The 25,488-nt window shown below is 56.0% G+C and carries 18 protein-coding genes and 3 pseudogenes; 14 read left to right on the top strand and 7 right to left on the bottom strand.

Annotated elements, in window-relative coordinates:
• The first annotated feature begins 2 nt into the window (after positions 1-2).
• The 6 genes and pseudogenes from kdpC to potE all read left to right on the top strand — a co-directional run bounded on the left by kdpC (position 3) and on the right by potE (position 8,125).
• Complete coding sequence (gene kdpC / locus ABOC21_RS17325; protein WP_426815434.1) at positions 3-578, top strand: potassium-transporting ATPase subunit KdpC; 576 nt, start codon at positions 3-5, stop codon at positions 576-578.
• 2 nt (positions 579-580) lie between these two features.
• Positions 581-3,269 (top strand): annotated as a pseudogene (gene kdpD / locus ABOC21_RS17330) (two-component system sensor histidine kinase KdpD).
• Between the two features lie 28 nt (positions 3,270-3,297).
• Positions 3,298-3,975 (top strand): two-component system response regulator KdpE, encoded by a 678-nt coding sequence (gene kdpE, locus ABOC21_RS17335; protein WP_426812673.1) that lies wholly within the window; start codon positions 3,298-3,300, stop codon positions 3,973-3,975.
• 276 nt (positions 3,976-4,251) lie between these two features.
• A complete protein-coding gene (gene speFL, locus ABOC21_RS17340; protein ID WP_143350131.1) occupies positions 4,252-4,356 on the top strand; it encodes a leader peptide SpeFL in 105 nt (34 codons plus the stop codon).
• 254 nt (positions 4,357-4,610) lie between these two features.
• A complete protein-coding gene (gene speF, locus ABOC21_RS17345; RefSeq protein ID WP_426812674.1) occupies positions 4,611-6,809 on the top strand; it encodes an ornithine decarboxylase SpeF in 2,199 nt (732 codons plus the stop codon).
• Entirely contained in the window at positions 6,806-8,125 is a 1,320-nt protein-coding gene (gene potE, locus ABOC21_RS17350) for a putrescine-ornithine antiporter (RefSeq protein WP_426812675.1), read from the top strand. The genes speF and potE overlap by 4 nt, the downstream gene beginning before the upstream one ends.
• Before the next feature lie 102 nt (positions 8,126-8,227).
• On the opposite strand, the pseudogene ABOC21_RS17355 reads toward potE, so the two are convergent.
• From ABOC21_RS17355 to seqA, 3 genes and pseudogenes are all read right to left on the bottom strand, one after another.
• Positions 8,228-9,544 (bottom strand): annotated as a pseudogene (locus tag ABOC21_RS17355) (IS4 family transposase).
• Positions 9,545-9,658: 114 nt separating this feature from the next.
• Positions 9,659-11,299, bottom strand: a complete 1,641-nt coding sequence (pgm, locus tag ABOC21_RS17360; RefSeq protein WP_426812676.1) for a phosphoglucomutase (alpha-D-glucose-1,6-bisphosphate-dependent) — start codon at positions 11,297-11,299, stop codon at positions 9,659-9,661.
• 33 nt (positions 11,300-11,332) lie between these two features.
• Complete coding sequence (gene seqA, locus ABOC21_RS17365; protein WP_426812677.1) at positions 11,333-11,881, bottom strand: replication initiation negative regulator SeqA; 549 nt, start codon at positions 11,879-11,881, stop codon at positions 11,333-11,335.
• Between the two features lie 183 nt (positions 11,882-12,064).
• Here seqA and ybfF point away from each other — a divergent pair, with 183 nt between their 5' ends.
• The 4 genes from ybfF to fur all read left to right on the top strand — a co-directional run bounded on the left by ybfF (position 12,065) and on the right by fur (position 14,691).
• A complete protein-coding gene (ybfF, locus tag ABOC21_RS17370; RefSeq protein ID WP_426812678.1) occupies positions 12,065-12,838 on the top strand; it encodes an esterase in 774 nt (257 codons plus the stop codon).
• Between the two features lie 133 nt (positions 12,839-12,971).
• Entirely contained in the window at positions 12,972-13,265 is a 294-nt protein-coding gene (ybfE, locus tag ABOC21_RS17375) for a LexA regulated protein (protein ID WP_426812679.1), read from the top strand.
• A gap of 150 nt (positions 13,266-13,415) precedes the next feature.
• The gene (fldA, locus tag ABOC21_RS17380; RefSeq protein ID WP_426812680.1) at positions 13,416-13,946 is read left to right on the top strand and encodes a flavodoxin FldA; all 531 of its coding nucleotides are present in this window, start codon (positions 13,416-13,418) and stop codon (positions 13,944-13,946) included.
• Between the two features lie 292 nt (positions 13,947-14,238).
• Entirely contained in the window at positions 14,239-14,691 is a 453-nt protein-coding gene (gene fur, locus ABOC21_RS17385; protein WP_045854481.1) for a ferric iron uptake transcriptional regulator, read from the top strand.
• 79 nt (positions 14,692-14,770) lie between these two features.
• On the opposite strand, the gene chiQ is transcribed toward fur, so the two are convergent.
• From chiQ to nagE, 4 genes are all read right to left on the bottom strand, one after another.
• Positions 14,771-15,103 carry a ChiQ/YbfN family lipoprotein gene (gene chiQ, locus ABOC21_RS17390; RefSeq protein WP_426812681.1) on the bottom strand — a complete coding sequence of 111 codons (333 nt, stop codon included), beginning with the start codon at positions 15,101-15,103 and terminating at the stop codon, positions 14,771-14,773.
• Between the two features lie 47 nt (positions 15,104-15,150).
• Positions 15,151-16,554 (bottom strand): chitoporin ChiP, encoded by a 1,404-nt coding sequence (chiP, locus tag ABOC21_RS17395; protein ID WP_426812682.1) that lies wholly within the window; start codon positions 16,552-16,554, stop codon positions 15,151-15,153.
• A gap of 431 nt (positions 16,555-16,985) precedes the next feature.
• Positions 16,986-18,653, bottom strand: coding sequence for a glutamine--tRNA ligase (gene glnS / locus ABOC21_RS17400; protein ID WP_426815522.1), 1,668 nt, complete (start codon positions 18,651-18,653; stop codon positions 16,986-16,988).
• Positions 18,654-18,831: 178 nt separating this feature from the next.
• Positions 18,832-20,784, bottom strand: a complete 1,953-nt coding sequence (gene nagE / locus ABOC21_RS17405; RefSeq protein ID WP_426812683.1) for a PTS N-acetyl glucosamine transporter subunit IIABC — start codon at positions 20,782-20,784, stop codon at positions 18,832-18,834.
• 313 nt (positions 20,785-21,097) lie between these two features.
• Between nagE and nagB the strand changes: the two genes are divergently transcribed.
• The 4 genes and pseudogenes from nagB to ABOC21_RS17425 all read left to right on the top strand — a co-directional run bounded on the left by nagB (position 21,098) and on the right by ABOC21_RS17425 (position 25,222).
• Positions 21,098-21,898, top strand: coding sequence for a glucosamine-6-phosphate deaminase (gene nagB / locus ABOC21_RS17410; RefSeq protein WP_045854476.1), 801 nt, complete (start codon positions 21,098-21,100; stop codon positions 21,896-21,898).
• 141 nt (positions 21,899-22,039) lie between these two features.
• Positions 22,040-23,189: pseudogene (gene nagA / locus ABOC21_RS17415) on the top strand (N-acetylglucosamine-6-phosphate deacetylase).
• A gap of 8 nt (positions 23,190-23,197) precedes the next feature.
• Positions 23,198-24,418 (top strand): DNA-binding transcriptional regulator NagC, encoded by a 1,221-nt coding sequence (gene nagC, locus ABOC21_RS17420; RefSeq protein ID WP_426812684.1) that lies wholly within the window; start codon positions 23,198-23,200, stop codon positions 24,416-24,418.
• A gap of 51 nt (positions 24,419-24,469) precedes the next feature.
• Positions 24,470-25,222: an HAD-IIA family hydrolase gene (locus tag ABOC21_RS17425; protein WP_426812685.1), complete on the top strand. Its 753-nt coding sequence runs from the start codon at positions 24,470-24,472 to the stop codon at positions 25,220-25,222.
• Positions 25,223-25,488: the final 266 nt, after the last annotated feature.

Raw genomic sequence — 25,488 nt, forward strand, 5'->3', positions numbered from 1 at the left:
CCATGTCATTCATTCGTCCGGCCGTTGTGCTATTTATTCTGTTAACGCTGCTCACCGGCGGGCTCTATCCGCTGCTCACCACCGCTCTGGGGCAGTGGTGGTTCCCCCGGCAGGCCAACGGCTCGCTGATCCGCATTGATGGCGAGGTGCGCGGTTCTAGCCTGATTGGGCAAAACTTTACCGCCGCAGGCTATTTCCAGGGGCGGCCTTCTGCCATCGCCCAGACGGCGGACAGTCCGCTGGCGTCCGGCGGAAGCAACCTCGCCGCCAGCAACCCGGCGCTGGATAAAGCCATCGGCGAACGGGTCGCGGCGCTGCGCCGCGCCAACCCGGACGCCAGCCCACGGGTGCCGGTGGAGCTGGTCACCGCCTCGGCGAGCGGGCTGGATAACGGCCTGACTCCGGCGGCGGCGCTGTGGCAGGTTCCGCGCATCGCCAAAGCCCGCAGTCTGAGCGCGGAGCAGGTCACCCGGCTGGTGAATGAGGCGACGCAAAAACCGCTGGTCAGTTTTCTCGGCCAACCTGTGGTAAATATACTGCAGCTGAATATGGCGCTGGATGCCCTGAAGGATAACTAAAAATGAGTGACGAGCCGCTGCGCCCGGACCCTGACCGTCTGTTGCAACACGCCGCCGAGCCGCATCGCGGTAAGCTGAAGGTGTTCTTTGGCGCCTGCGCGGGCGTCGGTAAAACCTGGGCGATGCTGGCGGAGGCGCAGCGGCTGCGCGCCCAAGGGCTCGATATTCTGATTGGCGTGGCGGAAACCCACGGCCGTCAAGAGACGGCGGCGATGCTGGAGGGGCTGAGCACCCTCCCCCCGCGCCGTTTCTCCCACCGCGGGCGCTACGTTCACGAATTCGATCTCGACGCAGCCCTGGCCCGCCGTCCGGCGCTGATTCTGGTCGATGAGCTGGCGCACAGCAACGCCCCCGGCTCACGCCACCCCAAACGCTGGCAGGACGTCGAAGAGCTGCTGGAAGCCGGAATCGACGTCTTTACCACCGTTAACGTCCAGCATCTGGAAAGCCTGAACGACGTGGTCAGCGGCATCACCGGCGTGCAGGTCCGCGAAACCGTCCCCGATCCGTTCTTTGATGCCGCCGATGACGTGGTGCTGGTCGACCTCCCGCCCGACGATCTCCGCCAGCGCCTCAACGAGGGCAAGGTGTATATCGGCGGCCAGGCCGAACGCGCCATCGAAAACTTCTTTCGCAAAGGCAACCTGATTGCCCTGCGCGAGCTGGCGCTGCGCCGCACCGCCGACCGGGTCGATGAGCAGATGCGCGCCTGGCGCGACCGCCAGGGTCAGGAGAAGGTTTGGCACACCCGCGACGCCATCCTGCTGTGCATTGGCCACAATACCGGCAGCGAGAAGCTGGTACGCGCCGCCGCCCGCCTGGCGGCCAGGCTCGGCAGCGTCTGGCACGCGGTCTACGTTGAAACCCCCTCGCTGCATCGCCTGCCGGAAGCCAGGCGGCGATCGATCCTTGCGGCGCTGAGGCTCGCCCAGGAGCTGGGCGCGGAGACCGCCACCTTGTCCGATCCTTCGGAAGAGAAAGCGGTTTTGCACTACGCCCGCGAGCATAACCTCGGCAAGATCGTTATTGGCCGTCAGCGGCAGCGCCGCTGGTGGGATCGGCGGGGCTTTGCCGACCGCCTGGCCCGCCACGCGCCGGACCTCGATCTGGTGGTTATTGCCCTTGATGAAAAGAGCCCCCCCCTGCCCGCCCGCGCCGGCGATAGCCGCACCGCGATGGATAAGTGGCGGCTGCAGCTACAGGGCTGCTGCGTCGCGGTGGCCATCTGCGCGGTAATTACGCTCGTCGCCATGCAGTGGCTGGTGGCCTTTGAGGCTGCTAACCTGGTGATGATCTATCTGCTCGGGGTGGTGGTTATCGCCCTGCTGTACGGCCGCTGGCCATCGGTGCTGGCGACGGTTATCAACGTCGTCAGCTTCGATCTGTTCTTTATCGCCCCGCGCGGGACGCTGGCGGTTTCCGACGTCCAGTATCTCCTGACCTTCGGGGTCATGCTCACCGTTGGCCTGGTGATCGGCAACCTTACCGCTGGCGTGCGCTACCAGGCCCGCGTGGCCCGCTACCGCGAGCAGCGCACCCGCCATCTGTATGAGATGTCAAAAGCGCTGGCGGTCGGGCGCAGCCGGGAGGATATCGCCCTGACCAGCGAGCGCTTTATCGCCTCGACTTTCCACGCCCGCGGCCAGCTCCTGCTGCCCGACGATAGCGGGGCTCTACGCCCGCTGACCCGGCAGACGGGGCTCACCTCGTGGGATGATGCGATTGCGCGCTGGAGCTTCGATAAAGGCCAGCCCGCCGGCGCCGGTACCGATACGCTGCCCGGCGTTCCCTATCAGATTCTGCCGCTGAAAAGCGCCGCCCGCAGCTGGGGGCTGCTGGTAGTTGAGCCGGATAACCTGCGCCAGCTGATGATCCCCGAGCAGCAGCGCCTGCTGGAGACCTTTACCCTGCTGGTGGCCAGCGCCCTTGAGCGACTGACGCTCAGCGCCAGCGAAGAGCAGGCCCGGCTTAACAGCGAACGCGAAAGTCTGCGTAACTCCCTACTGGCGGCGCTGTCGCATGATTTACGCACCCCGCTGACGATCCTCTTCGGTCAGGCGGAAATTCTGACCCTCGACCTGGCCAGCGAAGGCTCGAAGCACGCGCCGCAGGCCAACGAAATTCGCCAGCACGTGCTCAACACCACCCGGCTGGTGAATAATCTGCTGGATATGGCGCGGATCCAGTCCGGCGGCTTTAATTTACACAAAGAGTGGCTCACCCTCGAAGAGGTGATCGGCAGCGCGCTGCGGATGCTGGAGCCGGGCCTCGGCTGCCAGCGCATTCAGCTCGGCGCTGCCCGACCCGCTGCTGCTGGTTCACGTTGACGGGCCGCTGTTTGAGCGGGTGCTGATCAATCTGCTGGAGAATGCGCTGAAGTACGCCGGATCGCAGGCGCAAATCGGCATTACGGCGCAGGCCGACGATCGCCGGCTGCTGCTCGACGTGTGGGATAACGGCCCGGGGATCCCGCAGGGTCAGGAGCAGGCTATCTTTGATAAGTTCGCCCGCGGTCATAAGGAGTCCGCGATCCCGGGCGTAGGGCTGGGGCTGGCAATCTGCCAGGCGATCGTCGAGGTCCACGGCGGCACCATCGCCGCGCACACGCGCCCTGAGGGCGGCGCCTGCTTCCGTGTTACACTGCCGCGAGAAGCGCCGCCGGAGCTGGATGAGTGGTGCGGCGACGCCTGACCTGACTGCAAGCACTAGCCGAGGAACCGTGATCAACGTTCTTATTATTGAAGATGAACATGCTATTCGTCGCTTTCTGCGCACCGCGCTGGAAGCCGACGGCATGCGCGTATTTGAAGCCGAAACGCTGCAGCGCGGTCTTCTCGAAGCCGCAACCCGCAAGCCTGATCTGACAATCCTTGACCTTGGCCTTCCCGATGGCGACGGCGGCGATTTTATTCGCGAAGTGCGCCAGTGGAGCCAAATGCCGATTATCGTGCTGTCGGCGCGTACGGAAGAACAGGATAAAATTGCCGCGCTGGATGCCGGCGCCGATGACTACTTGAGTAAGCCGTTTGGCATTGGTGAACTGCAGGCGCGGCTGCGGGTCGCGCTGCGCCGTCACGCCGGCGCCCAGGCCGATGAGCCCATCGTCCGCTTTTCGACTATCCAGGTTGATATCCCGGCGCGGCGCATCCTTCGCGGCGAAGAGGAGATTCATCTGACCCCGATTGAGTTCCGCCTGCTGGCTGTGCTGCTGAATAATGCCGGCAAGGTGCTGACCCAGCGCCATCTGCTGAATCACGTTTGGGGGCCAAACGCGGTGGAACACAGCCACTATCTGCGAATTTATATGGGACATCTGCGGCAAAAGCTGGAGGTTGATCCCGCGCGGCCGCAGCATCTGCTGACCGAGACCGGCATCGGCTATCGGTTTATGCCGTAAATTCTTTTTCATTTATTTTTAATAAAAATAATTTTATTTTCAGGAAAAACTCATTGCTGAGGAAATAATATTTCCCCGGCAATGAATCATTTTTCTTTCATAATGCAACAAAAAACCAACAAAACAAAAACAATAAAGAATATCATAACAATAATGCAACAAAAACCAGTCATATATATTGTCATCGATCTATTTTATTGATCAACTTCACGGAAACTATCAGTTTTGCAAATAGAATGACTGCACTTTCAACAGAAAATGAAAGGAACGTTAAAAATGGAAAACAATAACCGACTAATGCCTCATATAAGGCGTACAACGCATATTATGATGTTCTCTCACCGCAATAGCTTCGATTTTCATTTCTTTAATGCCCGATAGCCTTCTGGCTTCGGGCACTCAGCATACATGTCTTCCCGATCCCTTGTGATATGGGGAAGTTCCTGCATTCCGTGGTGCTCACCCACATAAACCCTGAATTAGCCATGACCGGACACGGTAGGGTTTATTGTATCTAAAAAAAGCAATTTACTGATTTTATTATCAGCGAGATGGTTTTGCTTTTTTTCCGGAGATATCAATTTCTCACACGAGAAATTGAGGGCCAGCCATTACCAAAAATAAAGAGTTGAAAAATGTCAAAATTAAAAGTAGCCGTAAGTCGCCTCTGCCCGGATAGTTTTTCTACGCAGCGCAGCATCATTAATGTTAATGAGACAAACTTTATTGATATTGCTGCAGTGGTACTCTCCATCAGTGATATTGAAGAAGGAAAACTCGACAAAATCGATGCAACAGGCTATGGCATCCCGGTCTTCGTTACGACGCATGGCGAAGAGCGGGTGCCGCCGGAATATCTACCGCGTATATCGGGTGTTTTCGAACACAACGAAGCGCGCTGCGCATTCTACAGCCGCCAGTTGGAAACCGCGGCCAGTCACTATGAAACCCAGCTGCGTCCGCCTTTCTTCCGCGCCCTGGTCGATTATGTCAATCAGGGTAACAGCGCTTTTGATTGTCCCGGCCATCAAGGAGGCGAGTTTTTCCGGCGCCACCCCGCGGGAAATCAGTTCGTTGAGTACTTTGGAGAGACGCTTTTCCGTGCCGACCTGTGCAACGCCGATGTGGCCATGGGGGACCTGCTTATTCATGAAGGCGCGCCCTGCATCGCCCAGCAGCACGCGGCGAAAGTCTTTAACGCTGATAAAACCTATTTTGTCCTCAACGGGACATCATCATCCAACAAGGTTGTACTTAATGCCCTGCTAACCCCGGGTGACCTGGTGCTCTTTGACCGTAATAACCATAAATCCAACCATCACGGCGCCTTGCTGCAGGCCGGCGCCACTCCGGTCTACCTGGAGACAGCGCGTAACCCCTATGGTTTTATCGGCGGGATTGACGCCCATTGCTTTGAAGAGGGCTACCTGCGAGAGCTTATTTGCGAAGTCGCGCCGCAGCGGGCCACGGACGCACGCCCCTTCCGCCTGGCGGTCATTCAGCTTGGAACCTATGACGGTACTGTTTATAACGCCCGTCAGGTCGTTGATAAGATTGGCCATCTATGCGACTACATTCTGTTTGACTCCGCCTGGGTGGGTTATGAACAGTTCATTCCGATGATGGCCGATTGCTCTCCGCTGTTATTAGAACTGAATGAGAACGATCCGGGTATTTTGGTCACCCAGTCCGTGCACAAGCAACAGGCCGGCTTCTCCCAGACCTCACAGATTCATAAAAAAGACAGCCATATCAAAGGACAGCCGCGCTACGTGCCGCATAAACGCATGAATAACGCCTTCATGATGCACGCTTCCACCAGCCCGTTCTATCCGCTCTTCGCGGCACTTGATATCAACGCCAAAATGCATGAGGGGCTCGGCGGACGTAACATGTGGATGAATTGTGTGGCGAACGGCATTGATGCGCGCAAGCTGATCCTCGATAACTGTCAGCATATTCGACCGTTTGTACCGGAAACGGTCGATGGTAAACCCTGGGCATCTTACCCCACCGAGCAAATCGCCAACGACCTGCATTTCTTCCACTTTGTCCCCGGCGAGCAGTGGCATGCATTCGAGGGCTATGCGGAACAACAATATTTCGTTGATCCCTGCAAACTTCTGCTCACCACGCCCGGTATCAATGCGCGCAGCGGCGAATATGATGACTTTGGCGTACCGGCAACCATTCTCGCCAACTTCCTGCGTGAAAACGGCGTTGTCCCGGAGAAATGTGACCTCAACTCGATCCTTTTTCTGCTGACGCCTGCGGAAGATATGGCCAAGCTGCAGCAGCTCGTTGCCCTGTTGGTGCGTTTCGAAAGCCTGCTGGCGTCCGACGTGCCACTGGCCGACGTTCTGCCATCAATCTACCGGCAACATGAAGCGCGTTATGCCGGTTGCACCCTGCGCCAGCTGTGCAAGGAGATGCACAATCTTTATTCCCGCCACAATGTGAAACAGCTGCAAAAAGAGATGTTCCGCAAAACGCACTTTCCCCGCGTCAGCATGAATCCTCAACAGGCCAACTACGCCTATCTGCGCGGAGAGGTTGAACTGGTTCGCCTTGCGGATGCGGAAGGAAGAATTGCGGCGGAAGGCGCGCTTCCTTACCCGCCGGGCGTTCTTTGCGTTGTACCCGGCGAAGTCTGGGGTGGCTCAGCGCTGCGTTATTTCAGCGCGCTGGAAGAAGGGATCAATCTGTTGCCAGGTTTTGCGCCTGAATTGCAGGGTGTGTATATCCAGGAGCAGGACGGCCGTAAGCAGGTATGGTGCTACGTCATTCAGCAATGCGCCCCCCGGCGCGCCCTGCTGAAAGGGGAAAAGCTATGAGCAAGCCTAAGTCTAACAAAATGGGCGTTGTCCAGCTCACCATTCTGACCATCGTGAATATGATGGGCTCCGGGATCATTATGCTGCCGACCAAGCTTGCGGAGGTGGGTACCATCTCGATCATTTCATGGTTGGTGACCGCCGTAGGTTCAATGGCGCTGGCGTGGGCATTCGCTAAGTGCGGGATGTTCAGCCGTAAGTCCGGTGGGATGGGCGGCTACGCCGAGTATGCGTTCGGTAAATCCGGCAACTTTATGGCCAACTATACCTATGGCGTTTCGCTGCTGATTGCCAACGTCGCAATCGCGATCTCCGCCGTCGGCTACGGCACTGAGCTGTTCGGCGCCGCGCTGTCGCCGGTACAGATCGGTCTCACTACTATCGGCGTGCTGTGGTTGTGCACCGTCGCCAATTTTGGCGGCGCGCGCATTACCGGGCAGATCAGTAGTATCACCGTCTGGGGGGTGATCATTCCGGTTGTCGGTCTGTGCGTCATCGGCTGGTTCTGGTTTAGCCCGACGCTCTACGCCAGCTCATGGAATCCTCACCACGTGCCGTTCTTCTCGGCCGTTGGTTCTTCCATTGCGATGACGCTGTGGGCCTTCCTCGGGCTGGAGTCGGCCTGCGCCAACGCCGAAGTCGTGGAAAATCCGGAACGCAACGTGCCGATCGCGGTGCTGGGAGGTACGCTGGGTGCGGCGGTAATTTATATCGTCTCAACCAACGTAATTGCCGGAATTGTGCCAAATATGGATTTAGCTAACTCCACGGCGCCGTTCGGTCTGGCCTTCGCGCAGATGTTTACTCCGGAAGTGGGTAAGGTCATCATGGCCCTGATGGTGATGTCCTGCTGCGGCTCGCTGCTCGGCTGGCAGTTCACTATCGCCCAGGTCTTTAAATCATCGGCCGATGAAGGCTATTTCCCGAAAATCTTCTCTCGGGTCACAAAAGTGGACGCACCGGTTCAGGGTATGCTGACTATCGTGATTATCCAGAGCGGACTCGCGCTGATGACTATCAGTCCGTCGCTGAACAGCCAGTTCAATGTGCTGGTAAACCTGGCGGTAGTGACCAATATCATCCCGTATATTCTATCGATGGCCGCGTTGGTGATTATCCAGAAAATGGCGAACGTCAATCCGGCGAAAGCCAAATCCGCCAACGTTGTGGCCTTTATCGGCGCACTGTATAGCTTTTACGCGCTCTACTCCTCCGGCGAAGAAGCCATGCTGTACGGATCGATCGTCACCTTCCTCGGTTGGACGCTTTATGGTCTGGTATCGCCACGTTTTGAGCTGAAAAACAAACACGGCTGATGACTGGCGAGCCCGGATTATCAGCGATGCGCAGGAGCGGCTGGTGAGGTAATCTCAATACAGTGATATAAAAAAGGAGCCCTGCGGCTTAATGCTTGTCAGTTAAGCTTTTGAAGGTGGCCGTAACGCATAGCGTTGCGGCCTCTTTTTTACTGCCCGCGGATAGTGTCTCTCTCGTCTGCCCGGAAGCACGAACACCGCGGCCATACTCACTATCTATTCTATTACTCGTGGTAACCTTCCCGGTGAGACTCCCGGCAGGATGCGGAGCTGGCTTCTCAGATACAGGGCCGATTGTTTAAAGCCCATCTGATAAGGCTCCACTCCTTTCAGACTGTACGCCATCTGAGCCATCATGTACCGCAGCAGGTTGTATGCCAGTACCACACCCCATAACTCCTGCCGCACCAGTTCCGGTTTTTTGCTTCTCAGCGTCAGTTCATTATTCAGCAGATGCTGCTTCATCTCCCTGAACCCGTGCTCTATTTCCCATCGCTGGCTGTACAGCTCCACGATATCCGCTGTCGGATACCTCAGCGGGTCACACATTGAGGTCAGTATCTGCACCGTTTTACCGTTCACTTCTTTACTTATCAGCCGGGCTGTCAGCGTCGCCGGAGCATCACACCATTTCTTCCTTGCCTGCGGTGACAGCTTCAGCTCAACCAGCGCCTGTCCCGCACCCAGTTTCCTGACAACCTGATACTGTGCTCCCTTACGCAGAGGCAACATCCAGTGTCTTTCCGTTCCCGCTGACTGCCAGTGATGAAGCAGACCCAGGGCATAAAAGCCTTTGTCCATAATGGTCAGGGTACGGTCGGGCGTTTGTGCTGTAAGCTGAGCAGCAAGCTCTGCTTCACCGCTGTCAGTGACGCTGGTGAAAGCGACCGCTGAGAGTAGATGGCTTGTGACTTCCATCTGACAGACCATACGCACCTGTGGCCATTCTGAACAGCTATACGCATTCGCTGTCCTGCCGAAAGCAGCGTCATTTTCCGGTGTATCAGGGGTCCGCCACACTGTGCCGTCTACGGCCATTAGCGTGAGTCCATTCCAGTGTGACAGCGGTAATTTTTCGAACCACAGCTGTTGTGTTTTCTCGAACATCAGGCGGACAACATCCTCCCCGAGCCGCTGACGGGCCTGAACAACGGCACTGGGTGCCACAAAAGGTCTTTTTCCGGGCAGAAGAATATCAAGGTGGGAGACAATCTGATTCATGGAGTGGGAGCGGAACAGGGCCATACCGGTTACTGCCCAGACCATCATTTCCATAGAGAGGCGGCGTTTTCGCAGAGTCACCACGCCAGTATCAGCCAGACACTGGTCAATCAGCTCTGGTGACAGCAGGTCTGAGAGAGCGGCAAACTCCTGAGGAGTAAAATTATGAACGGCATCAAGAGCCTGACTAAGTAGCATAAAAAAATCCGTAATCTTCCATGAGATTACGGATTCTTGCACAGCCACCGGATCGTTCAACCGATCATTTCATGCTTAACTGATCGGCATTAAGCCCTGCGGCTCCTTTTTCGTTTAGGCGTTTTTCAGCACTTCGCTGACAATTTCTACCGCCTCTTTCTCAATCTGCTTGCGATGCTCTTCGCCGAGGAAGCTTTCGCAGTAGATCTTGTAGGCGTCTTCCGTGCCTGACGGACGGGCGGCAAACCAGCCGTTATCGGTCATCACTTTCAGGCCGCCGATCGACGCGCCGTTGCCCGGCGCGGCGGTCAGGCGAGCGGTGATCGGATCGCCCGCCAGCGTGCTTGCGCTGACCATCTCCGGCGACAGCTTCGACAGCGCCGCTTTTTGCGCGGAGGTTGCCGATGCCTGCAGACGGTTATAGCTCGGCGCGCCGAAGCGTGCGGCCAGCTCATCGTAGTGCTGCTGCGGATTTTTGCCGGTGACGGCGGTGATTTCCGCGGCCAGCAGGCACATGATGATACCGTCTTTGTCGGTGGACCACGGCGTGCCGTCAAAACGCAGGAACGAAGCGCCCGCGCTCTCTTCACCGCCGAAGCCAAAGCTGCCGTCAAACAGGCCGTCAACGAACCATTTAAAGCCCACCGGCACTTCCACCAGCTTACGACCGAGGTCGCCGACCACGCGGTCGATCATCGCCGAGGAGACCAGCGTTTTGCCGACGGCAACCTCTTTGCCCCACTGCGGACGGTGCTGGAACAGATAGTTAATCGCCACCGCCAGATAGTGGTTCGGGTTCATCAGCCCGGCCGGGGTCACGATGCCGTGGCGGTCGTAATCCGGATCGTTGGCGAAGGCCAGATCGAACTTATCGCGCAGCGCCAGCAGGCCGGCCATCGCGCACTCGGACGAGCAGTCCATGCGGATGGCGCCGTCTTTATCCAGGTGCATAAAGCGGAAGGTTTGATCGACATGATCGTTAACGATGGTCAGATCCAGCTTGTAGTGCTCGGCGATGCGCTTCCAGTATTCAATCCCGGAGCCGCCCAGCGGATCGACGCCAAGCTTGAGGCCCGCTTTTTGAATCGCCGCCATATCGACGATATCCGCCAGCCCTTCAATAAACGGCTGAACCAGATCTTGCTCTTTGACGTGGCCCGAGGCCAGAGCCGCATCGAGGGAGATGCGCTTCACGCCCTGCAGGCCGGAAGCCAGCAGCTCGTTCGCCCGGTTCTCCACCACTTTGGTGACGTTGGTATCAGCCGGACCGCCGTTCGGCGGGTTGTACTTGATACCGCCATCTTCCGGCGGGTTATGCGACGGCGTAATCACGATGCCATCCGCCAGAGGGCCACCTTTTTTGTTGTGCACCAGAATGGCGTTGGAAATCGCCGGCGTCGGAGTGAAGCCGTTGTTTTCCTGCACGATCACATCAACACCGTTAGCGGCCAGCACTTCCAGGACGGAAATAAAGGCCGGCTCGGAGAGCGCATGAGTATCCTTGCCGACGTAGCAAGGACCGGTAATACCGTTCTTCGCGCGATCTTCCGCAATCGCCTGAGCAATCGCCAGGATATGCTGCTCGTTGAAGTTATGGCGCCCTGCGCTGCCGCGATGGCCAGAGGTCCCGAACTTCACCGCATGCTCCGCGTTGCCTGCTTCCGGCTGCAGTACATAGTACTGGGCAGTCAGCTGGGCGACGTTAATCAAATCACTCTGTTGTGCAGGCTGCCCCGCACGCTTATCGATTGCCATTGCCTGATCCTTCTGATGCAAGGGTGAATAAAGCTAGATCGTGCCGCAAACCTTCTCAATCAACTCCGTGGGGAATTGCATTGACTGCATGATATGTTCAATCATGCTGCATTTACGGCCAGTATTGGTATTGGTAATCACCCACCACGGCGTGCCGGGTACCTGCTTAGGTTTGGTCTGATTGCCGCTTTTCAGCAGAACGCGGGCGTCTTCAGCGAAATAGGTACGCGTACGTCCGTGCAGTGATTCGGTGGCCGCAGCAAACGCTTCGCCGTCCAGCGAGTAGAGCGTCGTTAGCACCAGCATAAAACGATTTACCGCGCGCTTTTGATCGGCGTATTCATCAGATAACAGCAGCTCGCGCATCGCGCGAACCTTATCTTTCGCCGGGTTGGCAGGCTTGACCTCAACGGCAGCGGTCGGAGCCTGCGCCGGGGCGGCTTTCGCAGCGGCGGCGGCGGTCTGGGAAGCGGCGGAAAATTTCAGCATGCGCCGTAAAATGTCGGATGCACTCTCACCAATATGCTGGGTGTGGCTGGCAATATAGCGATAGAGATCATCATCAACTTCAATTGTTTTCATCTTAATCCAGTGCGATATCTTATTCTGAATACAAGTTGTCAGGATTATAAGGACAAATCCTGACCGCGGATAGCGTCAAACCAGGATGGCGGTAAAACTCAGAGAGCTCTGGGTCTTGCAGCCGGATGGCAGAATGTCCAACATAATACCCTAACCCGACGGAGCGAAAAAAAGAACTTTGCCATGAAATTAAATAGCCGCGCGCAATCTGCACAAAATCCGCACAATAATTCCCCTGTGGTCCTCGTTCACGGTCTGTTTGGCAGCCTTGATAACCTGGGGATCCTCGCACGCGACCTGGTTGCCGACTACGATATCCTGCAGGTCGATATGCGCAATCACGGCCTTTCCCCGCGCGATCCGCAGATGACCTACGCCGCTATGGCTGAGGATCTGCTCGACACCCTTGACGATCTGCAGCTGGAAAAAGCGACCTTTATCGGCCACTCGATGGGCGGTAAAGCGGTGATGGCGCTAAGCGCCCTGGCTCCTGACCGCATCGACGGCCTGGTGGCTATCGATATCGCGCCGGTGGATTATCACGTCCGCCGCCATGACGAAATCTTTGCCGCCATCAACGCCGTGACCGCCGCCGGCGCCGCAACCCGTCAGCAGGCGGCGGCAATTATGCGCCAGCATCTACAGGAGGAGGGCGTGATTCAGTTCCTGCTGAAGTCCTTCGTTGACGGCCAGTGGCGGTTTAACGTGCCGGTCCTGTGGGATCAATATAGCCATATCGTTGGCTGGCAGCCGGTTCCCGCCTGGCCGCATCCGGCCCTGTTTATCCCGGGCGGCAACTCACCCTACGTGACCGATGAGTATCGCGACGCGCTGCTGGCTCAGTTCCCTCAGGCCCGCGCGCACGTGATTGCCGGCGCGGGCCATTGGGTCCATGCGGAGAAACCGGAAGCGGTATTGCGCGCCATTCGCCGATATCTCTCCTCTTTAGCGGCATAACTGGCTAAAAACTGCCCGACCGCGCCGCAGAATGCCCGCGGTCGTTGGCGCAGCGGTTCGCCTGATGTATTATGGCGCGCTATCTGTGTCGGCAATGGCCCGACAATTTGTTTCCCCGAAGTCACTCTGAATCATGGCAAAAGAACAAACGGACCGTACGACATTAGATTTGTTCGCAACCGAGCGTCGCCCGGGTAGACCAAAGACCAATCCGCTTTCGCGCGACGAGCAGCTGCGCATCAATAAACGCAACCAGCTTAAACGCGACAAAGTTCGCGGCTTAAGGCGCGTGGAGCTCAAGCTCAACGCTGAAGCGGTTGATGCGCTCAATGAGCTGGCCGATGCCCGCAATATGAACCGCAGCGATCTGATTGAAGAGATGTTGATGAACCAGCTGGCGGCCCTGCATAGCCAGAGTAAAGCCTGAGAAACCGCAAAAACAACACTTTCATGTAGCAGAGTGTGCAGTCGGGCGTGATTGCTGTTTCCGCGCCCTTCCCTGTTCTGCTATGATTGCCGTTATCTGCGGGCATTACGCCACTACCACATCATTAAGTTTCAAGAGGTTATTTTACTCATGGCAATCATCGGCATCTTTTTTGGCAGCGACACCGGCAACACCGAAAATATTGCAAAAATGATCCAAAAGCAGCTTGGTAAAGACGTTGCTGATGTTCACGACATTGCCAAAAGCAGCAAAGAAGACCTGCAGGGTCATGACATTCTGCTGCTGGGCATCCCAACCTGGTACTACGGTGAAGCACAGTGTGACTGGGACGATTTCTTCCCGACGCTGGAAGAGGTCGACTTCAACGGCAAGCTCGTCGCCCTGTTTGGCTGCGGCGACCAGGAAGACTACGCTGAATACTTCTGTGACGCGCTGGGAACCATTCGCGACATCATCGAACCGCGCGGCGCAACCATCGTCGGCCACTGGCCAACGGCGGGCTACCATTTCGAAGCCTCTAAAGGTCTCGCTGATGACGACCATTTCGTCGGTCTGGCTATCGATGAAGACCGTCAGCCTGAGCTGACCAACGAGCGCGTAGAGAAATGGGTTAAGCAGGTTTCTGAAGAACTGCATCTCGAAGAAATCATAAACGCCTGATCGTTAAACGGCGCTATCCTGGGATATCGCCGTATTAATAGGTAAAAGCAATAAAACTAATAGCTACAAGTTTTTAACTTTTAATCACATATCTGTACAATGTCCTCTGATTTAACGAGGAGACGTGACGCAGTTTGTAGCCTGTGCCTCGTTTTTGACAGCATAAAAGGCTCGATGCTTGCGGTTTTCATTTCATCATGGCAGTTCTATAATGAAACGCATTACATCGGGTGATTCTCTGTATTACTTCCGCTAATGGAAGTAGATCGTTTAGCAACAGGACAGATTCCGCATGACTGACAACAATACCGCATTGAAGAAGGCTGGCCTGAAAGTCACACTTCCACGATTAAAAATTCTGGAAGTGCTGCAGGGGCCGGATAACCATCACGTCAGCGCGGAAGATTTATACAAACGCCTGATCGACATGGGTGAAGAGATCGGTCTGGCCACCGTTTACCGCGTACTGAACCAGTTTGATGATGCCGGCATTGTTACCCGCCATAATTTTGAAGGCGGTAAATCCGTTTTCGAACTGACGCAGCAGCATCATCACGATCACCTGATTTGCCTCGATTGCGGCAAAGTGATTGAGTTCAGCGATGACTCCATCGAAGCGCGTCAGCGTGAAATTGCCCACCGTCACGGTATCCGCCTGACCAACCACAGCCTGTACCTGTACGGCCACTGTGCGGAAGGCGATTGCCGCGAAAATGAACACGCGCACGACGCGGTGGAAAAATAGTTTCCCGCCGCGTAAGCAGCAAAAAGCCAACCCGAAGGTTGGCTTTTTTTATGCCCGCAAATAGGAGGTACGAGGGAAATCAGGGCCGGGTATTGTTGCGGCGGATCTCTTTCCAGATCTGGTCGCAGCGGGCTTTCACCGCCTGATCGTTGCCGGTGCGGGTCGCCAGGATACACTGCTGATAATCCAGCACGCGCACGCTTTCCTGCGTGGCGAACTGCTGGTGCTGCTTATCCTCTTTAAGAACGTTCAGCACGCTCTGGCAGGCCTGAACTTTATCCGGATTCCCTTCTGCCGTATTGATGCAGGCGCTGTAGGCGTCCTTCAATTTAGTATCTTCTTTTGGCGCCGGTGACTGCGTACAGGCCACCAGGCCCGATGCCAGCATGGCGATGAGCAATAGCTTTTTCATAATCAACCTCACGGACTGGCGGCAGGCTTACGCCCGCGGCTGCGGCATCAGAAAATAGTGAACGGAGCAATAACCATAAACTTCACGTCGCGCTCATCCTGGAAGATATTGCCGTAGCCGCCGCTCCAGCTAGGAATATCGGAGTGGTTGTCGTACTGGGTGAAGTGGAGCTTGAACAACGTTCCCTTCGCCCGGCCATCCTGCACGGTATACATGGCATCGAGGCTGTAGGCCGACTCTTCCAGACGTTTGTCGGCGTTGTAGTAGGCATCTGGCGTCGCCATTTTGCCCGGCTTCGCATCCCATGCATAAACGTAAGACGCGCCAAACGCCCAGCCCGGCATATTCCAGTTTTTCATGTCATACATGGCGCCGAAGAACACGGCCTTTTCACCGTTGGCGTTGAAGTCGGAGCGGTTATCCCACCACACGTCCAGGCGACCGTTAGAAGATGCGTAGGTTGGGGTCATACGCTGCAGGAAGTAGCCCTGCTGGCCCTCGGCCTTAACCCAGGTGCCTTCCAGACGCAGGTCCAGCACGTCGGCAACCTTGTAGCCAAAGGTCAGCGCCTGCAGCCAGGCGGTGCCGTCGTAAATATCGTTCGCGCCGCCGTTGCTGACCTTATCGCGGGTGCCGTAGAACTGATAGCTGGTGTTTAACGGGGTGCCGGCAACGTCAAATTTATAGCTGGCCTTAGCAAAATACTGGTCGATATAGCCCTGAGCCTGGCCAAACGCGGCCTCCAGCACGAGGTCGTTTTTAAAATCATATTTGGCGCCGATGGAGTGCAGATAATCGACTTTCGTCTTCTTATCGTTCTGGTAGAACTCATCCATCTCAATGTGCCACGGCGCTTTGTATTCGTTGGTCCACATGTAGGAGAAGCTCAGCGCGCCAGAGTCGCCGTAATCAAAGTTGGCCCCGGCTTCAGCGCCCTGATAAGTGCCCGGCATAAAGCTCCAGTGCGGAGCCAGCAGCGTTTGCCCGGTTGGTTGAATGTAGCCAGCACGCGCCCACACCGGGCCATACTTAAATTTCGCCGCCGCTTTATAGAGGCTGATCCCGCTCTTATCGCCGGAGTAATCTTCGTCGTAGGCTTTATTCCTTGAGGAGAAGGCAATTTCGTTCGGGTGGCCGCTTTCGCTGCTTTCCGCCATCTCAATTGCGGTAAAGGCAGCCACGTCAATACCAAACATATCGGCAGCATAGCCGGACTGGAAATCCAGGTTGGCGTTCCAGGTTGAATGCGAAAGGTTGGTTTTGTACTTATCGCCGTCGGTAACATCTTTACGGTCGCGCTCACGCTGCCAGTAATAGATACCGCCGGTTAACGTGGAATCATCGATAAAACCTGCTGCGCTGGCCTGCGGAACAACGATCCAGCTCGACATCGCGGTGACGGCGGCAATAGCCAGCGCCAGCGTACTACGTTTGCCACTAAACGTACGCATGTGCATATCCTCTTTGACGTTTTAAAACGCGGAGCCAAAGGCAAGCCGCGAAAAATAAATAAGACTGCTAAAAAGCGGGGCGGTAAAAGTCCGCATATCCGCTATCGATAGACTATTTTTCGTGACGCGAATTATCAATCTCTTTCGCCGACCAAAGCTTAAGATTATGACAAAGCGCACATAATCTATGTCTGTTTGTTACAGTCTTAAATTTCGTACATTTAGCACCTAATTCTCTGCGAAATAAGGATAAAGAGGGAAATGAAAACGCTTACAGCGATTTTTTACGCGACAATAGCCGGGGAGGCTGGCGGGATATATTACAGGCTGTAAACAAGATTAATTCGCATCGCGAAAATAACCGACCCGGGCGGGTAAATACGGAAGTAAAAAACGCCGCGGGGTGCGGCGTTTTCAATGGCGATGCGGGTTTATGCGCCGATCTTCGCCCAGGTATCGCGCAGGCCGACGGTGCGGTTGAACACCAGATGGTCAGCGCTTGCATAGCGGCTGTCGAGGCAGAAGTAGCCCTCACGCTCGAACTGCAGGGCCTTACCGGCCTGCGCCTGCGCCAGGCTCGGCTCGGCGAAGCCGTGCTTGATAACCAGCGATTCAGGGTTCATGACGGCAAGGAAATCCTCTTCGGCGCCCGGATTCGGCACGCTGAACAGGCGGTCATACAGGCGAATTTCTACCGGCAGCGCGTGCGCCGCGCTCACCCAGTGGATAACGCCCTTCACCTTGCGGCCGTCCGCCGGATCTTTGCTCAGCGTATCGGCATCATAGGTACAGAAGATTGTGGTGATATTGCCTTCCGCATCCTTCTCTACGCGCTCGGCTTTGATCACGTAGGCATTGCGCAGGCGAACCTCTTTGCCCAGCACCAGACGCTTGTACTGCTTGTTGGCTTCCTCACGGAAGTCCGCGCGATCGATCCAGATTTCACCGCTGAACGGCACGTCGCGGCTGCCCATCTCCGGCTTGCTCGGATGATTAGGCATATTCACATTTTCACTGCCGCCCTGCGGATAGTTTTCGATAACCAGTTTTACCGGATCGATAACGGCCATCGCGCGCGGGGCGTTTTCGTTCAGATCTTCGCGAATGCAGGACTCCAGCGACGCCATTTCAATGGTGTTGTCCTGTTTGGTTACGCCGATGCGCTTACAGAACTCGCGAATCGATTCGGCGGTATAGCCGCGGCGACGCAGGCCGGAAATGGTCGGCATACGCGGATCGTCCCAGCCTTCCACGTGCTTCTCGGTCACCAGCTGGTTCAGCTTGCGCTTGGACATCACGGTATATTCGAGATTCAGGCGCGAGAATTCGTACTGGCGCGGGTGAGCCGGGATGCTGATGTTATCCAGCACCCAATCGTACAGGCGACGGTTGTCCTGGAACTCCAGGGTACACAGAGAGTGCGTGATACCTTCCAGCGCATCGCTGATGCAGTGGGTAAAGTCGTACATCGGGTAGATGCACCACTTGCTGCCGGTCTGATGGTGATCGGCGAATTTAATGCGGTACAGCACCGGGTCGCGCATAACGATAAACGGCGAGGCCATATCGATTTTCGCACGCAGGCAGGCTTTACCTTCCACAAAACCGCCGGCGCGCATTTTTTCAAACAGCGCCAGGTTCTCTTCCACGCTGCGATCGCGGTAAGGGCTGTTTTTGCCCGGCGCCTTCAGCGAACCGCGGTATTCGCGAATCTCTTCCGCCGACAGTTCGTCAACGTATGCCAGGCCTTTATTAATCAGCTCAACGGCGTAGCTGTGCAGTTGGTCGAAATAATCAGACGAGTAGCAAACTTTCCCGGACCAGTGAAAACCTAACCACTGCACGTCGTTTTTAATCGACTCAACGTATTCGATATCTTCTTTCACCGGGTTGGTGTCATCGAAGCGCAGGTTGCATTGGCCCTGGTAATCCTGAGCAATGCCGAAGTTCAGGCAAATTGATTTGGCGTGGCCAATGTGCAGATAACCGTTCGGCTCCGGCGGGAAGCGCGTATGAACGGTGGTGTGCTTACCAGTAGCCAGATCTTCATCGATGATCTGACGAATAAAGTTAGTTGGGCGGGCTTCAGCCTCACTCATCATGGGTTCCTCAAAGCGTAAACAACGTATAACGGGACATGATCTTACAAGCAGGACGTAGAGACAACTATTAGTTACTGAAAATACGTATCTGAAGGAGATTATGGGGTCATTTGCGGCAAAAAAAAGCGGCGGAGGTTTCCCCCCGCCGCACAGGCATAAACTCTACTCAGGAGCCTTACTTGCCTTTAATCTCATACAGCGGCGTCTGGCCGGCGACAACTTTACCGGTCGCCTGAATCACCAGCGCGCTGTAATCATCGCTGTTGCTGCAGACTACCGGACTGATCATCGACCGGGCGTTCGCGTTGAGGAAGTCCAGATCCATTTCCAGAATCGGCTGACCGGCCTTCACTTCTGCGCCCTCTTCTACCAGGCGTTTGAAGCCCTGGCCGTCCAGCGCGACGGTATCGATGCCCATATGGACGACGATTTCCGCGCCGTTTTCCGTTTCCAGACAGAACGCGTGGTTGGTATTGAAGATCTTAACGATGGTACCTGCGGCCGGGGAGACCACGATCTTATCGGTCGGTTTCACCGCCACGCCGTCGCCGACGGCCTTGCTGGCGAACGCTTCGTCCGGAACCTGCTCCAGCGCCACAATATCACCGGTAATCGGTGAAACCAGCGCGGCGATAGTTTTCGCGTTAGCCACGGCCTGCGGTTTTACCGCCGCAGCGGCGACAGGTGCGCTATTGGCTGTGGTGGCAGTTGCGGCTACCGGGCCACGCGCGACCACTTTTTTCATCTCATCACCGACGGATTCGGCTTTCGCACCGACGATTACCTGGATGGTTTGCTTGTTCAGTTTAACCACGCCGGAAGCGCCGAGGCGTTTGCAGGCCGCATCGTTAACGCGCGCGGAGTCTACAACGGTCAAACGCAGACGGGTAATACAGGCATCAATCGCCTTCAGGTTGTCAGTCCCGCCGACGGCCGCAATATACTGCGTAGCCAGCTGGGTCAAACCCTCTTCGGTGTTGCTGTTGGCTTCTGAAGTCACCACGTCGTCAGTTTTATCTTCACGACCCGGCGTTTTCAGGTTGAACATGCGGATAACCGCAGTGAACAGCAGGAAGTAGATGAAGAAGAACACCACGCCCATGACAAGCAGCATCCAGACGTTTTTGCTGGCTGCCGGCAGGCTGTACATCAGAACGTAGTCAATGGCCCCTGCGGAGAAGGAGAAGCCCGCATGGATACCCAGCGACGTTGCCACAAACAGGCTGATACCGGTCAGGACGGCGTGCAGGAGGTACAGCAGCGGAGCCAGGAACATGAACAGGAATTCCAGCGGCTCGGTCACACCGGTCAGGAACGCGGTGATAGCGACCGACAGCAGCATACCGCCAACCATCGGACGACGCTCTTTCGGCGCAGCGAAGTACATCGCCAGCGCAGCGCCAGGCAGGCCGAACATCATGATCGGGAAGAAGCCGGACATGAACATCCCCGCGGTGCCGTCGCCGGCGTAGAAGCGGTTGATGTCGCCGTGGAACACCGCGCCTGCGGCGTTGGTGTACTCGCCAATCTGGAACCAGGCGATGGTATTCAGCACCTGATGCAGGCCGGTTGGGATCAGCAGACGGTTGATGAAACCGAAGATACCGGAACCCACCGCGCCCTCGGCCACGATCCACTCACCGCCGGCGTGAATAGCGTGCTGCACCGGAGGCCAGACGTAGCCGAAGATGGCCGCCAGCACCAGACAGAAGAAGCCGGTGGCGATCGGCACAAAACGCTTCCCGCCGAAGAAGCTCAGGAAGTCAGGCAGCTTGATGCCGGCCCAGCGGTTATAAACGGCACCGCCGACCAGACCGGTAATGATACCCGCCAGCACGCCCATGTTGATCTCTGGGTTGATGGTGACCATTGCTTTAGTTAATACGAAATAACCTACCGCGCCGGCCAGCGCCGCGGCGCCGGCGCTGTCTTTAGACCAGCTGGACGCCACGCCGATCGCAAAAATCAGCGCCAGGTTATCAAAGATCGCCCCGCCTGCCTGCGCGATGAACGCCACGTTAAGCAGATCGGGTTGACCGAATCGCAGCAGCAGCGCCGCGACGGGCAGCACTGCGATAGGGAGCTGTAACGCCCTACCGAGACGCTGAAAGAAACCTAAAATATTCATCTTATTCCCCCTATGAGACCCCGATGAGGCTCACTCAAAGCCATTTTTTTATTGTGTAAAAAGGTCAGTTTTTTAACTTACCCGCAAAGTGTGTGAAAATTTAATTCGTATCGCAAATTAAACGCGTATTTTTTGTGACTATAATCACCAAATATCGTATTAACCCCTCCCCTGGACTGGCTAACAACGAAAACTTATTTTATCATTCAAAAAATCAACACGGATTGACCCCGGTCGGCGTAGTTACTGCAATACTCTTCATAGAGTACTGGCGCCAATCCGCCAGGTTCTAATTTAACTATAGAGGTGAAGAATGAGACTGATTCCCCTGGTAACAGCTGAACAAGTAGGTAAATGGGCTGCTCGCCACATCGTTAACCGCATCAACGCGTTCAAACCGACTGCGGACCGTCCGTTTGTACTGGGTCTGCCCACCGGCGGTACACCTCTGACCGCCTACAAAGCTCTGGTTGAGATGCACAAAGCGGGCCAGGTTAGCTTCGAACACGTCGTCACCTTCAACATGGATGAGTACGTTGGCCTGCCGAAAGAGCACCCGGAAAGCTATCATAGCTTTATGCATCGCAACTTCTTTGATCACGTTGATATTCAGGCAGAAAACATTAACCTGCTCAACGGCAATGCGCCAGACATCGATGCAGAATGCCGCCGCTATGAAGAAAAAATCCGCTCCTACGGCAAAATTAACCTGTTTATGGGCGGCGTGGGTAACGATGGCCACATCGCGTTCAACGAGCCGGCTTCTTCCCTGGCTTCCCGTACCCGTATTAAAACTCTGACCCATGACACCCGCGTGGCAAACTCCCGCTTCTTCGACGGCGACGTTGACCTGGTACCGAAATACGCGCTGACCGTGGGCGTGGGTACTCTGCTGGATGCCGAAGAGGTGATGATTCTGGTGCTGGGCCATCAGAAAGCGCTGGCGCTGCAGGCGGCGGTAGAAGGCAACGTCAACCACATGTGGACCATTACCTGTCTGCAGCTGCATCCAAAAGCAGTGATCGTTTGCGACGAGCCGTCCACCATGGAACTGAAAGTGAAGACGCTGAAATACTTCAACGAATTAGAAGCCGAAAACGTCAAAGGGCTGTAATCTGGTCCCGTCCTGCGGCTACCCCCGTGGGACATTTCTTTTTTTCTGATGCACAAAATCATTCTGGCGGCAGTAAACGGTCAATTAATGGTCTGCTAAAGAGGCCGGCTTGAAGGATAGCGTGCGTAAACCGGGGGTCGTATGTATGCATTAACCCAAGGCCGGATCTATACCGGTCATGAAATTCTGGATGACCATGCGATAGTTATCGCTGATGGCCTTATTGAACGGATCTGTCCACTGGCTGATTTGCCGTCCGGGATTGAGCAACGCTCGGTCAATGGCGCTATTCTCGCCCCCGGTTTTATCGACGTCCAGCTGAACGGCTGCGGCGGCGTGCAGTTTAACGACAGCCCTGATGCGGTGACCGTCGAAACGCTGGAAATCATGCAGAAGGCCAACGAGCGCTCCGGCTGCACCAGCTATCTGCCAACGCTGATTACCTCCAGCGACGATCTGATGAAACAGGGCGTGCGCGTCATGCGCGAGTACCTGCAGAAATATCCTAACCAGGCGCTGGGCCTGCATCTTGAAGGCCCGTGGCTGAACATCGTCAAAAAAGGGACCCACAACCCGGACTACGTGCGTAAACCGGACGCCGCGCTGGTGGACTTCCTGTGCGAAAATGCCGATGTCATCACCAAGGTGACCCTTGCTCCGGAGCGCGTCGGGCCAGAAGTGATTCGCCAGCTGGTCAACGCCGGGATTATCGTCTCCGCCGGGCACTCCAACGCCACCCTTAAAGAAGCCAAAATCGGTTTCCGCGCGGGCATCACTTTCGCAACTCATCTCTATAACGCCATGCCGTATATTACCGGACGCGAGCCGGGCCTGGCGGGCGCTATTTTTGACGAGCCGGACGTTTACTGCGGTATTATCGTCGACGGTATGCACGTTGATTATGCTAACGTACGCAATGCGAAGCGCCTGAAGGGCGACAAGCTGTGCCTCGTTACCGATGCCACCGCGCCGGCGGGTGCCAATATTGAGCAGTTCATTTTTGCTGGTAAAACAATATACTACCGTAACGGGCTGTGCGTAGATGAAAACGGAACCCTCAGTGGTTCTTCGCTGACTATGATTGAAGGCGTGCGTAATCTCGTTGAACATTGCGGTATCGCGCTGGAAGAAGCGTTGCGGATGGCAACCCTCTACCCTGCGCGTGCCATTGGCGTGGAAAAGCAGACTCGGCGGCATTGCGCCGGGAATGGTCGCTAACCTGACCGCCTTTACCCGCGACTATAAAATCATCAAGACCATCGTTAATGGTAACGAGGTCGTCACTGAGTAAGTAAAAGTATGACAGCAGGCGGACATGCTCAAATTGGTAACGTTGATCTCGTAAAACAGCTGAACAGCGCGGCCGTATACCGCCTGATTGACCAGCATGGCCCCATCTCGCGCATTCAGATCGCGGAACAAAGCCAGCTTGCCCCTGCCAGCGTGACGAAAATCACGCGTCAACTGATTGAACGCGGGCTGATCAAAGAAGTCGATCAGCAGGCCTCCACCGGAGGCCGCCGCGCCATCTCCATTATTGCCGAGACCCGCAGCTTTCAGGCCATCGGCATACGCCTCGGCCGCTACGACGCCACCCTGACCCTGTACGATTTAAGCAGCAAGACGCTGGAAGAGGAGCACTTCCCGCTGCCGGAACGCACCCAGGAAACCCTCGAGCACGCGCTGCTGAACATCATCGCCGCCTTTACCGAGCGCTGCCAGCGCAAGATCCGTGAGCTCATCGCCATCTCGGTGATTTTACCCGGCCTTGTCGACCCGGAAAGCGGCGTCATCCGCTACATGCCGCACATTCAGGTTGAGAACTGGGGTCTGGTAGAAGCGCTGGAAAAACGCTTTAACGTCACCTGTTTTGTCGGCCATGATATCCGCAGCCTGGCGCTGGCGGAGCACTATTTTGGGGCAAGTCAGGACTGCGAGGACTCTATTCTGGTGCGCGTCCACCGCGGCACCGGCGCGGGGATCATCTCCAACGGACGCATTTTTATCGGCCGCAACGGTAACGTGGGCGAGATCGGCCATATCCAGGTCGACCCGCTCGGCGAGCGCTGCCACTGCGGCAACTTCGGCTGCCTGGAGACGGTTGCCGCCAATGCGGCCATCGAACAGCGGGTGCGTCACCTGCTGGAACAGGGCTATCAGAGTCGCCTTAGCGCGGATGAGTGTAATATTAAAGCCATCTGCAAAGCCGCTAATAAGGGAGATACGCTGGCCTGCGAGGTTATCGAACACGTCGGTCGCCACCTGGGAAAAACCATTGCCATCGCCATTAACCTGTTCAACCCGCAGAAGGTGGTGATCGCCGGTGAAATCACTGAAGCAGAAAAGGTTTTGCTGCCGGCTATCGAAGGCTGTATTAACGCCCAGGCGCTAAAAGCGTTTCGTAAAAATCTGCCGGTGGTGCGTTCCACGCTCGATCATCGTTCGGCGATCGGCGCCTTTGCGCTGGTGAAACGCGCGATGCTCAACGGGAGCCTGCTCCAGCGTTTGCTGGAAAGTTAGCGTATTCTGGTTCACGAATTTCTGCTTTTCTTCAACGATGTCGGACTGTCCATGACCATTCAAAACGTAATTTGTGATATTGACGGCGTGCTGATGCACGACAATGTGGCCGTACCGGGCGCTGCTGAATTTATCAAACGCATTCTCGAAAAAGATATGCCGCTGGTGATGTTGACCAACTATCCCTCCCAGACCGGCCAGGATCTGGCCAACCGCTTCGCTACCGCGGGCATTGACGTCCCGGATAGCGCCTTTTACACCTCAGCCATGGCGACCGCCGATTTTCTGCGCCGTCAGGAGGGTAAAAAAGCCTACGTAGTGGGCGAAGGCGCGCTGATCCACGAGCTTTATAAGGCTGGCTTCACCATCACCGACGTCAACCCGGATTTTGTCATCGTCGGCGAGACCCGCTCCTTTAACTGGGAGATGATGCACAAGGCGGCCTTCTTTGTGGCCAACGGCGCGCGCTTTATCGCCACCAATCCGGATACCCACGGCCGCGGCTTCTACCCGGCCTGCGGAGCGCTGTGCGCGGGCATTGAGAAGATCTCCGGCCGCAAGCCGTTTTACGTCGGCAAGCCGAGCCCGTGGATTATCCGTTCCGCGCTGAACAAGATACAGGCGCACTCCGAACAAACCGTGATTGTCGGCGATAACCTGCGTGCCGATATTCTGGCGGGCTTCCAGGCCGGTTTGGAAACGATCCTCGTGCTGTCCGGCGTCTCGACGCTCGACGATATCGACAGCCTGCCGTTCCGCCCGTCGTGGATCTACCCGTCGGTGGCCGAAATTGACATTTTCTAAGCCAAACCACGTCTCAGGACGTGGTTTTTCATTTATCGCCCGCAATCAGAAAGTCACATCTAATAAAACCGACTATTTTTTGAATATTCATCAATAAAGATGCTCAAAACATACTCATTTTTTAATATTCAACAATCACCATTGCGTTTTTTCCTGTTGCCTCCGTAAATCCCTTGCGCCGCCCTCTCCTTTGCGGCATTTTCTTAAGCACGCACTAAGACCTCGCCACAAGACGACGTCTGCACAACATCAAATACGACAGGGTA

It is taken from the genome of Klebsiella sp. WOUb02 (assembly GCF_050058015.1).
Lineage (GTDB): Bacteria > Pseudomonadota > Gammaproteobacteria > Enterobacterales > Enterobacteriaceae > Klebsiella.

Coding starts and splice junctions, on each gene's coding strand:
- kdpC (WP_426815434.1), top strand. CDS start 3: ATGTCATTCATTCGTCCGGCCGTTGTGCTATTTATTCTGTTAACGCTG.
- speFL (WP_143350131.1), top strand. CDS start 4,252: ATGGAAAACAATAACCGACTAATGCCTCATATAAGGCGTACAACGCAT.
- speF (WP_426812674.1), top strand. CDS start 4,611: ATGTCAAAATTAAAAGTAGCCGTAAGTCGCCTCTGCCCGGATAGTTTT.
- potE (WP_426812675.1), top strand. CDS start 6,806: ATGAGCAAGCCTAAGTCTAACAAAATGGGCGTTGTCCAGCTCACCATT.
- pgm (WP_426812676.1), bottom strand. CDS start 11,299: ATGGCAATCGATAAGCGTGCGGGGCAGCCTGCACAACAGAGTGATTTG.
- seqA (WP_426812677.1), bottom strand. CDS start 11,881: ATGAAAACAATTGAAGTTGATGATGATCTCTATCGCTATATTGCCAGC.
- ybfF (WP_426812678.1), top strand. CDS start 12,065: ATGAAATTAAATAGCCGCGCGCAATCTGCACAAAATCCGCACAATAAT.
- ybfE (WP_426812679.1), top strand. CDS start 12,972: ATGGCAAAAGAACAAACGGACCGTACGACATTAGATTTGTTCGCAACC.
- fldA (WP_426812680.1), top strand. CDS start 13,416: ATGGCAATCATCGGCATCTTTTTTGGCAGCGACACCGGCAACACCGAA.
- fur (WP_045854481.1), top strand. CDS start 14,239: ATGACTGACAACAATACCGCATTGAAGAAGGCTGGCCTGAAAGTCACA.
- chiQ (WP_426812681.1), bottom strand. CDS start 15,103: ATGAAAAAGCTATTGCTCATCGCCATGCTGGCATCGGGCCTGGTGGCC.
- chiP (WP_426812682.1), bottom strand. CDS start 16,554: ATGCGTACGTTTAGTGGCAAACGTAGTACGCTGGCGCTGGCTATTGCC.
- glnS (WP_426815522.1), bottom strand. CDS start 18,653: ATGAGTGAGGCTGAAGCCCGCCCAACTAACTTTATTCGTCAGATCATC.
- nagE (WP_426812683.1), bottom strand. CDS start 20,784: ATGAATATTTTAGGTTTCTTTCAGCGTCTCGGTAGGGCGTTACAGCTC.
- nagB (WP_045854476.1), top strand. CDS start 21,098: ATGAGACTGATTCCCCTGGTAACAGCTGAACAAGTAGGTAAATGGGCT.
- nagC (WP_426812684.1), top strand. CDS start 23,198: ATGACAGCAGGCGGACATGCTCAAATTGGTAACGTTGATCTCGTAAAA.
- ABOC21_RS17425 (WP_426812685.1), top strand. CDS start 24,470: ATGACCATTCAAAACGTAATTTGTGATATTGACGGCGTGCTGATGCAC.